Raw genomic sequence first — 12,759 nt, 5'->3', positions numbered from 1 at the left:
CACTATAATGACTGGCCACGCCGAGAAAGCGTTCCTGATGAAACAAGGAGCGAACCTTGGCCTCCTGCGTCAGCCCGAATGGAGTCCCAGATGGAGACAGCCCGGCCGGAAAGCCCGGACATGCCCGAGCGCACCGCCAAGGTGTCTCGCGATACCCTCGAAACCCAGATCACCGTCAGCATGAATCTCGATGGTCAGGGACGCTTCGTCGCCGATACCGGCGTGCCGTTTCTCGAGCACATGCTCGAGCAGATCGCTCGCCATGGCCTCATCGATCTGGATATCCTGGCCAAGGGCGACCTGCACATCGACGAGCATCATACCGTCGAGGACCTCGGTATCACCCTCGGGCAGGCCTTCGCCAGGGCACTCGGTGACAAGCGTGGCATCCGTCGCTACGGGCATGCCTATGTACCACTGGATGAGGCGCTGTCTCGGGTCGCGATCGATTTTTCCGGGCGCCCTGGCCTGTTCATGGACGTCGAGTTCACCCGCGCCGCCATCGGGCGTCTGGACACCCAGCTGTTCTGGGAGTTCTTCCAGGGTTTCGTCAATCACGCCCAGGTGACGCTGCATATCGACAACCTGAAAGGCTTCAATGCGCATCATCAGGTCGAAACCATCTTCAAGGCATTCGGCCGCGCGCTGCGCATGGCGGTGGAGCGTGATCCCCGCATGGCCGGACAGATGCCCTCCACCAAGGGCAGCCTCTGACCCCTACCCTAATCCTGAGGAGCGAGCATGACGATCGCCGTCATCGACTATGGCATGGGCAACCTGCACTCCGTCGCCAAGGCACTGGAACATGTGACTCACGAGCACGTGGTGATTACCCGGGACCCTCGCGTCATCGCGGGCGCCACCCGGCTGGTCCTGCCCGGCCAGGGTGCGATTCGGGACTGCATGGGCGAACTCGAGCGTACCGAGCTGAAGGGCCTGGTCCTGGAATTGCTGGCGGTGCAGTCCAAGCCCCTGCTGGGTATCTGCGTCGGTCAGCAGATGCTGATGGAGAGCAGCGAAGAGAATGGCGGCACCTCCTGTCTGGGCTTCCTGCCGGGACGGGTCCGCTATTTCGACCAGCACCTGCGCGACGAACACGGCCAGCGTCTCAAGGTACCGCACATGGGCTGGAACCAGGTATGGCAACGCAACGACCACTCCCTCTGGGAAGGCATCGAGGACGGTTCTCGCTTCTATTTCGTGCATAGCTACTATGTCGAGGCCGAGCGTGACGCCGACATCTTCGGCATCACCCGCTACGCCGGCATCGACGCCCATGTCGCGACGGGTCGCGAGACGGTCTTCGCGGTGCAGTTCCACCCCGAGAAGAGTGCCACCAGCGGCCTGAGACTGCTCGAGAATTTCGTGAACTGGGCCCCCTGATGCCCGTTTGAAGGCCTCATGACGCCACCACGCTGAACATTCCTGCGGCGGCCACGACCGCCGCACTGACGAGGACACGACATGCTGGTTATCCCCGCCATCGATCTCAAGGACGGTCAATGCGTCCGCCTCAAGCAGGGTCGCATGGATGACGCCACTCGCTACGGCGACGACCCGGTGGCCATGGCCGCGCGCTGGGTCGAGACCGGTGCCCGCCGCTTGCACCTGGTCGACCTCAATGGCGCCTTCGAGGGCAAGCCGGTCAACGGCGAGGCGGTCACCGCCATCGCCCGCGCCTACCCGGATCTGCCGATCCAGATCGGTGGCGGTATTCGCTCGGCGGCGACCATCGAACACTACCTTGCGGCTGGCGTTTCCTACGTGATCATCGGCACCCAGGCAGTCAAGCAACCGGCCTTCATCGGCGAGGTGTGCCGCCTCTTCGAGGGCCATGTGATCGTCGGTCTCGATGCCCGGGACGGTTTCGTTGCCACCGATGGCTGGGCCGAGGTCTCGAGTCTCAAGGCCACCGAATTGGCCAAGCGCTTCGCCGACGCCGGCGTTTCCTCGATCGTCTACACTGATATCGCCCGAGACGGCATGATGCAGGGCGTCAATGTCGATGCCACCGTGGAACTGGCCCGAGAAGGCGGATTGCCGGTCATCGCCTCGGGGGGAGTGACCGATATCGACGACATCCGCCAGCTCGCCCGGGTCGCCGATCAAGGCATTCTCGGTGCCATCACGGGGCGCGCCATCTACGAAGGCAGCCTCGATGTCGCCGAGGCCCAGCGTCTGTGCGACGAGTTCACCGCCAAAGACCAACGGGAGGGCTGAGCATGGGCCTGGCCAAACGCATCATTCCCTGTCTGGATGTCGACGCCGGCCGTGTGGTCAAGGGCGTCAACTTCGTCGGCATCCGTGACGCCGGTGATCCCGTCGAGATCGCCAAGCGTTACAACCAGCAGGGTGCCGACGAGATCACCTTCCTCGATATCACCGCCAGTCACGAAGACCGGGACACCACGGTGGAGATGGTCAGCCATATCGCCGGCGAGGTCTTCATCCCGCTGACCGTGGGCGGTGGCATCCGCACCTGCGATGACATCCGCACCATGCTCAATGCCGGCGCCGACAAGGTGTCGATCAACACCGCGGCCGTGGTCAATCCTGGCTTCGTGCGCGAGGCGGCAGAGCGCTTCGGCAATCAGTGCATCGTGGTAGCCATCGACGCCAAGCGCGTCTCGGCCGAGGGCGAAGCGCCGCGCTGGGAAATCTTCACTCATGGCGGCCGCAAGCCCACCGGCCTGGACGCCGTGGAGTGGGCTCGCAAGATGGTCGACTATGGCGCCGGCGAGCTGTTGTTGACCAGCATGGACCGCGACGGCACCCGTGCCGGTTTCGATCTGGAACTGACCCGGGCCATCGCCGATGCGGTGCCCGTGCCAGTCATCGCCTCGGGGGGCGTGGGCAACCTCGACCACCTGGTGGAAGGTATCGCCGAGGGAGGTGCCGATGCGGTGCTCGCCGCCAGCATCTTTCACTTCGGCGAATACAGCATTCCGCACGCCAAGCGCTACCTGGCCGAGCATGGTATCGAGATGCGTCTGTGACAGGGCAAGGCAGGATTAGTCTAGCCGCTTGGCCGGGCGCTCAGTCCAGACTCAAGCCCAAGTTGCTGACGCCCTCGTTACGGCCCAGCCGACGCAGCGCCTTGAGACCGTCGCGGCCAAGCTCTGCCTCGACCTCATTGAGCACGGCCTCCTGGAATTCTTGCTCCTCCGCCATCAATGGATGCTCGCGCAGGCGGGCAGCGTTGCGCTCGGCGTCGTCATCTTCGCGGCCCTCGGTCATTTCGATGAACGCCTGCACGCCACTGCGGGAGACCTGACTGACCTCCAGCGGCGCCTCGGCGGCCTCGCCTTGCAGGGCATCGAGCACCGCGGCCAGTGCCACGACGGTCTCCGTGGCGCGGCGCGCCCCGAAACTATCGTCGTCGCCCGGCGGCTCGAGTTCCGCCAGCTTCTCCGCCTGACGAGCAAAATCGATACGCGCCTCGCGCACCTGGAGGGTTTCCCACACCAGGTCCAGGACGACACGCAAAGCCTGCACATCGCCCCACCCCGCCATCTGGGCATAGAGGGCGTAATTGGGCACCAGGCGTTCGCAAAGTGCGGCCATGAAGGCCAGCTGCTGGCGGCGGCTCAAATGGCGCAGCCGCGTCTTGAAGCCCTGTCGAGTCGACTGATTCATGGGTTCACCTTTCTTGAAGCGTCTCACGCACCGGCCGTCACGGCCATAGAAGCTCGGGGTTGACGCGCCCTTTGGCGTCGAACGCCACGCCCTCGGCGCGCAGTTTCTCGCGTTGCCGCACCGCCCCGCCATGCTCGGTGACCTTGAGTCCGGCATTGATCACCCGATGCCAGGGCAGATCGTGACCGCTGGGCAGATGCCCCATGGCACTGCCTACCGCCCGGGCAGTGGCGCCATCCGTCATCCTGGCGATGCGCCCGTAGGTGGTCACGCGCCCTTCGGGAATCTGCGCGACGATGGTGTAAATCTGCTCGAGCAGCTCGCCTCTCGCCATGGGAACATCTCGTGAACGGAATCGGTCAATACAGGCACTGGACGCTGCCGCCTCGCTTATTCATCATGATCGCATCATGCATATCTATTTTCTTCAGCACGCTGCCTACGACGGCCCGGCTCGCCTGGCCGACTGGCTCACCGGCATGGGCCATAGTCATAATGTCAGCCATCTCTATGCTGGAGAGGCGCCGCCGCGCCTCGAGGATTGCGACGGGCTGATCCTGCTCGACGGCCCCCAGGATCTCGACGATGTGGAACACCACCCTTGGCTCAAGCGCGAAAAGAAGCTCATCACCCGCGCTCTCAAGAGCGGCAAGCCGGTGCTCGGCATCGGCCTGGGGGCGCAACTGATCGCCGCGGGCCTGGGTGCCATCGTCTCTCGGGGCACCTATGCCGAGGTCGGCTGGCACCCGGTTACCCTGGCACCGGAAAGCCCCTTCGATCTGCCCGAACATTTCGAAGCCTTCCATTGGCATCGTGACATCTTCGGTCTCCCGGAGGATGCTCTGCCCTTGGGCGCCAGTTCGGCCAGCCCGGTGCAGGGCTTCACCTGGGACCAGGGCCGGGTCGTCGGCCTGCAATGCCGACTGGAGGTCACCCATGCCAGCGCCGAGGCCCTGCTCGCTCATATTCCCCAGGCCCTGGACACTCAGGGCCCTTATGTCCAGAGCCGCGAGGAGATCCTCGCCGATTCCCGTCGCTTCGATCGCCTCGCCGCACTGCTCGACCGGGTGCTGATGCGCTGGGTCATCAGTACCGCTTGAAAGCAACCAGGGCTATTGCTGCGTCTCGGCCGTGCCACGCTGCCATGCTTCGGCAAACGCCAGGCAACTCTCCCAGTCGCCGACATGCAGGTAGGTGCGGACGTTCTTCTCCAGCTGGTGGCGATACAATGGATCGTAATATTCGGTCAGAAGCGGCGCCAGCCATGCCTCGTGGGCCTGGATGTTGCCTCGTTCGTGCTCGCGAAAGGCCAGCTGCTGCAGGCGCGTCAATCTTGCCAGGCGCGCACTGCCCAGGCGCTTCTTGAGCCGACCGAGGGCATTGCCGAGCTGCTTGCGCATGAGCGTCCAACCCAGCCACTCGCCGTACTGACGGCGATAGATCATCCACAGATCCTCGATGTAATCCTTGTGGATACGCGCCAGCCGCCAATCCAGGGGCATTTCCACCCGAATTCGGGGCGCCCGCTCCATCGCCTGCCAGAACGTCAATGGGATATTGACGACGCCGATATGCCGGGATTCATCCTCCAGCACGCAGCCGCCGGAGACATCCATGAGACGTCTGGCCAGAGCGTGTTCGAAGTCGATCTGCGAGGGCGCCGGCAGCGGGTGACGCCCGAAGGCCGACCCCTTGTGCCGGGCGCAGCCTTCCAGGTCGATACCCGTTTCCAGGCGCTGCACCAGTTCAGTCTTGGCGCAACCGGTCAGGCCGCCGACGATGAGCATGGGACGCTCGGCGGCGGCGTCGGTGCGCGCACACAGGGCCCGACGCATGGCCTTCCAGCCACCACGGATACGCGGGCGCTCGATGCCGACCTCCACCAGCCACTGCTGGGCGGTTTCCGAACGCAGCCCGCCGCGAAAACAGTAGATCAGCGCGTCGGGATGCGCCTCGATCGCACGCTTCCAGGCAGAGATTCGCGACTGCCTGATGCTGCCGGTCACCAGCCGGTTGCCCAGGTCGATCGCCGCCTGCTGGCCGTAGTGCTTGTAGCAGATGCCCACCCGGCGGCGCTCCTCGTCATCCATCAGCGGCAGGTTGATGGCACCGGGCAAGGCCCCTTCGGCAAACTCCACCGGTGCCCGCACGTCGATGAGCAGGCGATTCTCGCGCAGCAATTCGAGGCTCGGCTCGACCAGCGGTAGCTTCACCCCCGTACCTCGACCAGTGCCTCGCCTTCGGCCTTGATGCATTCGCCGAAGGATTCGAGCTGCACGCCGTAGGCCCGTCCGATGCGTTCGACATCGTCGGCCCAGGAGGGATGCACCGCCAGCAGCAGGCCACCGGAGGTCTGCGGATCGCACAGCCACTGCCAGTGTGCCTCGTCCATGGCCGGCAGCTTGGCGCCCAGCGCCTTGCGGTTGCGGGCGCTGCCGCCAGGCACCGCCCCCTGGCGACGATAGGCTTCGGCCTCGGCAAGGCGTGGCAGCCGCTTGTACTCGATACGTGCCTTGACGCCACTGGCGGCACACACTTCCGCGAGATGCCCTGCCAGCCCGAAACCGGTCACGTCGGTCATGGCATGCACGCCGGATACCCGGGCGAGTTCGGTGCCGATGAGGTTGGACTTGAGCATCGTCTCCCGGGCCAGACCATGATGGCCGGCCTGGAGCAGCCCCTGCTTCTCGGCGGTGGTCAGAAGCCCGACACCCAGGGGCTTGGTGAGATAGAGCAGATCCCCGGGCTCGGCCCCCTTGTTGAGCTTCAGGTGCTCGAGGTCCACCAGGCCGTTGACCGCCAGGCCGAAGATCGGCTCCGGGGCGTCGATGGAATGCCCGCCCGCCAGCGCCAGCCCCAGCTCGCGGCACACGGCCTGGGCCCCGGCGACCACGTCACCGGCGATGTCGGCACCGAGCTTCTCCAGGGGCCAGCCGAGAATGCCCAGGGCCAGCACCGGCGTTCCGCCCATGGCATAGACGTCACTGATGGCATTGACGGCGGCGATCCGGCCGAAGTCGAACGGGTCGTCGACGATCGGCATGAAGAAGTCGGTGGTGGCAATCATGCCGCGACCGTCGCCCAGATCGTAGACGGCGGCATCCTCGCGCCCCTGGTTGCCGACGATCAGCCGCGAACTGCCGGCCCCGGGGCCGGCCTTGGCCAGAATGTCATCGAGCACGTCCGGGGCGATCTTGCAGCCGCACCCGGCGCCGTGACTGTACTGGGTCAGTCGAATAGCACTCATCTAATAGCCTCTCCTTGCAGGCAATCCATGAATCAACCGTATCATAACGCTTCCAGCGCCTCGGCGAGCTTGTCGACGGCGATCACCTGCATGCCGGTGGGCGAGGACTTGGGAGCGTTGGCCCGCGGCACGATGGCGCGGGTGAAGCCATGCTTGGCGGCCTCGACGATGCGCTCCTGACCGCTGGGTACCGGGCGAATCTCGCCGGATAACCCGACCTCGCCGAACACCACCAGTTCACGGGGTAGCGAGCGGTTCTGCAGGCTCGACACGACCGCCAGCAGTACCGCCAGGTCGGCGCTGGTCTCGAGCACCTTGACGCCCCCGACCACATTGAGGAAGACGTCCTGATCGCCGGTGAACAGGCCGCCGTGGCGGTGCAGCACCGCCAGCAACATGGCCAGGCGGTTGGGGTCGAGTCCCACCGCCACACGACGCGGATTGCCCAGCGCCGACTCGTCGACCAAGGCCTGCACCTCGACAAGGATCGGCCGGGTGCCCTCCCAGACCACCATCACCAGGCTCCCCGGGGCCTGCTCTTCGGTACGCGACAGGAAGATGGCACTGGGGTTCTTCACCTCCTTCATGCCATGTTCGAGCATGGCGAACACCCCCAGTTCGTTGACCGCACCGAAACGGTTCTTCTGCCCGCGCAGGGTACGAAAGCGCGAGTCGGCCCCGCCCTCGAGCAGGAGCGAGGCATCGATCATGTGCTCGAGCACCTTGGGGCCTGCCAGGGTGCCATCCTTGGTCACGTGCCCGACCAATAGCAGCACGGTATTGGTCTGCTTGGCGAAGCGGGTCAGCGCGCTGGCGGACTCGCGTACCTGAGCCACGCCACCCGGCGCCGAGCCGATGTCCTCGAGGTGCATGGTCTGGATGGAATCGATGATCAGCACCTGCGGACGCTCGCGCTCGGCGACCCCGAGAATCGTCTCGACGCTGGTCTCGGCGAGCATCTTCAGCCCCTGGGTGGGCAGTTGCAGCCGATGGGCGCGCATCGCCACCTGGGAAAGCGACTCCTCGCCGGTGACATAAAGCGCACTGCGCTGCTGCGCCAGCTTGCAGGCCACCTGGAGCAGCAGCGTCGACTTGCCGGCCCCGGGGTTGCCCCCCAGCAGCACCGCCGATCCCGGTACCAGCCCGCCCCCCAGCACACGGTCGAATTCGCCGAAGGTCGACGAGAAGCGCGGCACCTCGGAAAGATCCACGGCGGCCAGGTCGATTACCTCGCGAGACACCGCACCGGCGTAACCACTGCGTCCCCCGGTCGCCGGGGCGACACCGGCACGTGACGTCGACAACCGCACCTCGGTCAGGGTGTTCCATTCACGGCAACTCGAACACTGCCCCTGCCATTTGCTGTACTCGGCACCGCACTCGGTGCATACGAAGGCACTCTTCGCTTTCGCCATGCCGGCTCCATCTCCACCACTGGAAGCTGTCATGCCCTGCAAACACCGGGGGCGGCCCTTGGCCGCCCCCGGTGAGTTCAGCGCATGACGCCATGTTACTGCTGACGCTGCAAGCGAAGCATCTCGCCATTTTCGAAACGGCGACGCTGAGGGTCGATCAGCTCGAGGGTATCCTCGTCGAGCTTGAGGAAGTAGTAGATCTGCCCCTCGCCCTCGGGCGTCAGTTCATAGACCGTGGCTTCGGGGTTGCTGGCGGTACCGCTGAGCACGTCCCACTGGCCCTGGTAGGTCTCGGTGGGAGGATCCTGCGGATGCTCACGATAGCTGGCATCGAGATTGAAGGTCCGCTCGGCATCGCTGGACTGCTCATCACCCTGCAGGGTGACATCGATGTCGATGCCCGCGCAGTTGCGACATGGCAGCGTGCCTTGATAGGTGACGCCCTGCTCCTCGGCACTGGTCATGCCGGGCTCCCCACCCTGCTGGGTGCCGGCGGCACAACCTGCCAGCAGGGCCAGCAACGCGGAGCCTGCCAGCAATGTCCTTATACGCATATCAATCCTCCTAACGATTGGACCTCGAGCCATCAACATGGCGTTCTCGCCTACAGAATAACGGCTAGCCACGCTCGATAACAGGGTTAGGACGACTTCGCTTGATCCAGGGTCGGATAGTCGGTGTACCCTTCGGCTCCGCCTCCATAGAAGGTCGCAGGGTCGGGCTCGTTGAGCGGTGCCTCCCGGCGGAAGCGTTCGACCAGATCCGGATTGGCGATATAGGGCCGGCCGAAGGCGGCCGCATCGCCCAGGCCTTCGGTGATGAGCCTCTCGGCACGCTCGGCGGTGTAATGCCCGCAGTAGATCAAGACACTACGGAAACGGTCGCGCAGATCACGCCGGAACTCATCGGTCAGTTGCGGCCCTTCGCCGGTCCAGTCGGGTTCGTTGACATGCATGTAGGCGATCTTGCGTAGCGACAGCTGCTCGGCCAGGTAGCGCATCATCGCCTCGGGCTCGTCGTCGGAGAGGCCGAATATCTCGATGAACGGCGACAGCCGGATGCCCACCCGATCGGCGCCAATCACTTCGCTGACCGCGTCCACCACCTCCAGCACCAGGCGTGCGCGGTTGACCACATTGCCGCCGTAACGATCGGTACGCCGGTTGGCGCCGCTCGCCATGAACTGCTGGAGCAGGTAGGCGTTGGCGGCATGCACCTCGACCATGTCGAAACCGGCGCGCTTGGCTCGCATGGCGGCCTTGCGATAGTCGTCGATCAACCCGGGAATCTCGTCGGTCTCCAGCGCTCGCGGAGTGCTGGTCGGATGCTGGCCGGCACTGCCATCGGCAAACTCGACGAAGCACTGCGCCCCTTCGCCACGCAGGGCGCTCGGCGCCACCGGCTGGCGGCCCTCGGGCTGCACCATCTCGTGGGAGACCCGACCCACGTGCCAGAGTTGCAAGGCCATGCGTCCACCGGCGCGGTGCACCGCATCGACGACCTTCTTCCAGCCGGCTTCCTGGGCGTCGCTGTAGATGCCGGGGGTGTAGACATAGCCGCGTGCGGTCGGCGAGATGTTGGTGGCCTCGCTGATGATCAGACCGGAATCGGCACGCTGGGCATAGTAGGTGGCCTGCAGGTCGCCCGGGATGCTGTCGGGGGTACGCGCCCGGGTCAGGGGCGCCATGATCACACGATTGGGAAGCTCGGCGCGGCCGAGCGTCAGGGGGGAAAGCAGCTTGTCGAAGGACACTCTTTATCTCCTCGGTACCGGAAAGTCGATGTGGACGCAGGTTACAGATGGAGATAGTTACGATGCTAATCAAGTCCGCCGCGCGATTGTTTTCCTCAAACACTGTCGATAGGCAAAGCGAATATCCGGCCTATTCCCGAATCAACTCGCATCCGGTTGCCTTTCGGGCCGCGCTATAGTGAAAGCCTTCAGGGGTTCGAAGCCCTGGACGGCCCAATGCGATACCCGGTCAATTGGCCTCCTCATCGATCTCCTGCTCGCTGGTCAGGCACTCTCTTTGGGCAACAAAGGCGGTTCAGAATAGCGCTCTTCCAGGTATTCGCAGATCGCCAGGGATTGGATCAGATGCTGTCATGGCGCGACCCCAGCCACATTCGCGAACACCAGAGCCAGGACCACCGGCATGATTACCAGGCTACCGAGGTTGCCGATCAGCACCAGTGACGCCACCTTGTGCGGCTCCTGGCGGTATTGTTCCGCCAGCAGGTAGTTGAGCACCGCTGGAGGAAGCGCCGCGAACACCCACAATGATGCGGCCTGAAGACCTTGCAGCTCCAGCAGCATGACGAGGGGCCAGGCCAGGATCAAGCCGCTGGCAGGACAGGCCACGGCGCCCAGCAAGCCGGTCCTCCAGTCGCCGAAATCGATATCGAGCATGCGCACCCCAAGGGCAAACAGCATCAGCGGAATGGCCACCCCGCCAAGCATGTTCAACGCCTCGAGCAACCAGGCCGGGAGCGATATACCGAGCAGGTTCACCCCCAGGCCGGCCAGGCTGGCGAGCACGATCGGCATGCGCAGTACCCGCCATGGCGGTGTGCGCGGATTGAGCATGTACAGGCCGACCGAGAAGTGCAGCAGCATCTCGATGACGAACAGCACCACGGCCGCGGGCAACGCTGCCTCGCCGAAGGCCAGCACCAAAAGAGGGATACCCATGTTGCCGGTATTGTTGAACATCATGGCGGGCAGGAACGTGCGTGGATTCAGCCGCAGTGCCTTGGTCAATGGCCACAGCAGCACACCCGACCCCAGCACGATGACGGCCGCCGCCAGCGCCAACGTCGCATACTCCTGGAGCGGCGCCTCGCGATCGGCAAGCACGGCAAACACCAGCATGGGCACGAACAGCTCCATGTTGAGGGTATTCAGCCCACGAATGTCCGGCGTGCGAAAACGCCCATAGAGCGTGCCGCAACCGGTGATCAGGAAGACGGGCAGCAGGGTCGAGATGATCTTTGCAAGCATGGCGGGATTCCGGCCAACACAAAGCCTGACAGACTACCATGATGGTGCTTGCGCAGTCCGTCTCGCCAGGTCACCATGATCGAAAGTCTACCCTGGTGATGCGAAAGCCCATGAGCAAGTTCTGGAGCCCCGAGGTGCGTGAGCTCACGCCCTATGTACCCGGTGAACAACCCCGCGAGCGCTTGATCAAGCTGAACACCAACGAAAACCCCTACCCGCCAGCGCCCGGTGTGGAACAGGCACTACGCGACTATCCCCTGGATCATCTGCGCCTCTATCCCGATCCGGAGGCCGCCGCGCTGCGGGAGGCACTGGCCGACGAGTTCGGTGTCGAGACGGAGCAGGTGTTCGTCGGCAACGGCTCCGACGAAGTGCTGGCGCTGTCCTTCCAGACCTTCTTCCGGCAGGACAAGCCGCTCACCATGCCGGCGATCACCTACAGCTTCTATCCGGTCTACTGCCGCCTGTATGGCATCGACTATCGCACCATAGCGCTGGATGACCGGTGGCGCATCCCCTTGCAGGCACTGGATGGAGAAAGCGGTGGAGTCGTCTTCGCCAACCCCAACGCGCCGACCGGCCACGGCCATGGCCGACGCGCGATCGCCGAGTTGCTCGAACGCGTCTCCGATTGCGTGGTGCTGGTCGACGAAGCCTATGTCGACTTCGGTGGCGAGACGGCGATACCGCTGATTCAGCATCACTCCAACCTGCTGGTCACCGGCACCTTCTCCAAGTCACGGAGCCTGGCGGGCCTGCGCCTGGGCTATGCCGTCGGCTCCCGGGAACTGATCGAAGGCCTGGAGCGGGTTAAGAACTCCTTCAACTCCTACCCCATCGACAGCCTGGCCATCGTCGCCGGTGTCGCAGCGCTCCGGGACCGCGAACACTTCGACGCCTGCCGGGAAAGGATCATCAGTACTCGGGAACAGACGCGGCGACGGCTGGAAACGCTGGGCTTCGAGGTGCTGCCCTCGCAGACCAACTTCCTGCTGGTGCGTCACGGCCAGCAGGATGCGGGGCAGCTTTTTACCGGGTTGCGCGAGCGCGGCATCCTGGTGCGCCACTTCAATACCGAGGCATTGCACGACTTCCTGCGCATCACCATCGGTACCGATGACGAAATGGATAGCCTGGTGGAAGCCTTGGAGGCCATTTGCCACTGACAGGTCACTTTCCTGGCGCCCACGAAAAACCCCCGACCTCGGGGAGATCGGGGGTTTGGGGAAGATGCCTGACGATGACCTACTCTCGCATGGGGAGGCCCCACACTACCATCGGCGCTGAGCGGTTTCACTGCTGAGTTCGGCATGGGGTCAGGTGGGACCCGCTCGCTATGGTCGTCAGGCGTAATCGGTAACAACCTGAATCTCGCTGACAATGCCCGAGGCGCTTTCGGTGGCCTCGGTGATACGACTCTCGTCTCCGGTATGCGCGCGTCGCGCGGGCCTGCTCACTGT

At 64.4% G+C, this 12,759-nt stretch carries 14 protein-coding genes and 1 rRNA gene; 6 read left to right on the top strand and 9 right to left on the bottom strand.

Going from position 1 to position 12,759, the window contains the following annotated elements:
- Positions 1-120 precede the first annotated feature (120 nt).
- The 4 genes from hisB (at position 121) to hisF (ending at position 2,996) form a co-directional block, all read left to right on the top strand.
- Positions 121-714 carry an imidazoleglycerol-phosphate dehydratase HisB gene (gene hisB, locus BUA41_RS17465; protein ID WP_072825359.1) on the top strand — a complete coding sequence of 198 codons (594 nt, stop codon included), beginning with the start codon at positions 121-123 and terminating at the stop codon, positions 712-714.
- 27 nt (positions 715-741) lie between these two features.
- The gene (hisH, locus tag BUA41_RS17460; RefSeq protein WP_072825244.1) at positions 742-1,383 is read left to right on the top strand and encodes an imidazole glycerol phosphate synthase subunit HisH; all 642 of its coding nucleotides are present in this window, start codon (positions 742-744) and stop codon (positions 1,381-1,383) included.
- An 81-nt stretch (positions 1,384-1,464) separates the two neighbouring features.
- Complete coding sequence (hisA, locus tag BUA41_RS17455) at positions 1,465-2,220, top strand: 1-(5-phosphoribosyl)-5-[(5-phosphoribosylamino)methylideneamino]imidazole-4-carboxamide isomerase (RefSeq protein WP_072825242.1); 756 nt, start codon at positions 1,465-1,467, stop codon at positions 2,218-2,220.
- Positions 2,221-2,222: 2 nt separating this feature from the next.
- Positions 2,223-2,996, top strand: a complete 774-nt coding sequence (gene hisF, locus BUA41_RS17450) for an imidazole glycerol phosphate synthase subunit HisF (protein ID WP_072825240.1) — start codon at positions 2,223-2,225, stop codon at positions 2,994-2,996.
- A gap of 40 nt (positions 2,997-3,036) precedes the next feature.
- On the opposite strand, the gene BUA41_RS17445 is transcribed toward hisF, so the two are convergent.
- Both BUA41_RS17445 and BUA41_RS17440 read right to left on the bottom strand, forming a co-directional pair.
- Entirely contained in the window at positions 3,037-3,636 is a 600-nt protein-coding gene (locus tag BUA41_RS17445) for a YjaG family protein (protein ID WP_072825238.1), read from the bottom strand.
- Between the two features lie 37 nt (positions 3,637-3,673).
- On the bottom strand, positions 3,674-3,970 hold the full coding sequence (locus BUA41_RS17440; protein ID WP_072825236.1) for an MGMT family protein: 297 nt from the start codon (positions 3,968-3,970) through the stop codon (positions 3,674-3,676).
- Between the two features lie 76 nt (positions 3,971-4,046).
- On the opposite strand from BUA41_RS17440, the gene BUA41_RS17435 reads away from it, so the two are divergent.
- Entirely contained in the window at positions 4,047-4,736 is a 690-nt protein-coding gene (locus tag BUA41_RS17435) for a type 1 glutamine amidotransferase (protein WP_072825234.1), read from the top strand.
- 12 nt (positions 4,737-4,748) lie between these two features.
- Here BUA41_RS17435 and mnmH read toward each other — a convergent pair whose 3' ends face one another.
- The 6 genes from mnmH to BUA41_RS17405 form a co-directional block, all read right to left on the bottom strand.
- Positions 4,749-5,849 (bottom strand): tRNA 2-selenouridine(34) synthase MnmH, encoded by a 1,101-nt coding sequence (gene mnmH / locus BUA41_RS17430; RefSeq protein ID WP_072825232.1) that lies wholly within the window; start codon positions 5,847-5,849, stop codon positions 4,749-4,751.
- On the bottom strand, positions 5,846-6,883 hold the full coding sequence (gene selD, locus BUA41_RS17425) for a selenide, water dikinase SelD (RefSeq protein ID WP_072825230.1): 1,038 nt from the start codon (positions 6,881-6,883) through the stop codon (positions 5,846-5,848). Before selD ends, mnmH begins: the two co-directional genes overlap by 4 nt.
- Before the next feature lie 41 nt (positions 6,884-6,924).
- Entirely contained in the window at positions 6,925-8,298 is a 1,374-nt protein-coding gene (gene radA, locus BUA41_RS17420; protein WP_072825228.1) for a DNA repair protein RadA, read from the bottom strand.
- A gap of 95 nt (positions 8,299-8,393) precedes the next feature.
- Complete coding sequence (locus BUA41_RS17415; RefSeq protein WP_072825225.1) at positions 8,394-8,852, bottom strand: copper resistance protein NlpE N-terminal domain-containing protein; 459 nt, start codon at positions 8,850-8,852, stop codon at positions 8,394-8,396.
- Between the two features lie 86 nt (positions 8,853-8,938).
- Positions 8,939-10,051, bottom strand: coding sequence for an alkene reductase (locus BUA41_RS17410; protein ID WP_072825223.1), 1,113 nt, complete (start codon positions 10,049-10,051; stop codon positions 8,939-8,941).
- A gap of 351 nt (positions 10,052-10,402) precedes the next feature.
- Positions 10,403-11,299, bottom strand: coding sequence for an AEC family transporter (locus BUA41_RS17405; RefSeq protein ID WP_072825221.1), 897 nt, complete (start codon positions 11,297-11,299; stop codon positions 10,403-10,405).
- Positions 11,300-11,409: 110 nt separating this feature from the next.
- Between BUA41_RS17405 and hisC the strand changes: the two genes are divergently transcribed.
- Entirely contained in the window at positions 11,410-12,465 is a 1,056-nt protein-coding gene (gene hisC / locus BUA41_RS17400) for a histidinol-phosphate transaminase (protein ID WP_072825219.1), read from the top strand.
- A gap of 66 nt (positions 12,466-12,531) precedes the next feature.
- Here the strand turns inward: hisC and rrf are convergent.
- Positions 12,532-12,647, bottom strand: a 5S ribosomal RNA gene (gene rrf, locus BUA41_RS17395).
- Positions 12,648-12,759: the final 112 nt, after the last annotated feature.

The organism is Modicisalibacter ilicicola DSM 19980 (assembly GCF_900128925.1).
Taxonomy (GTDB): Bacteria; Pseudomonadota; Gammaproteobacteria; order Pseudomonadales; family Halomonadaceae; genus Modicisalibacter; species Modicisalibacter ilicicola.
This window is presented reverse-complemented; position numbering and strand designations above follow the sequence as displayed.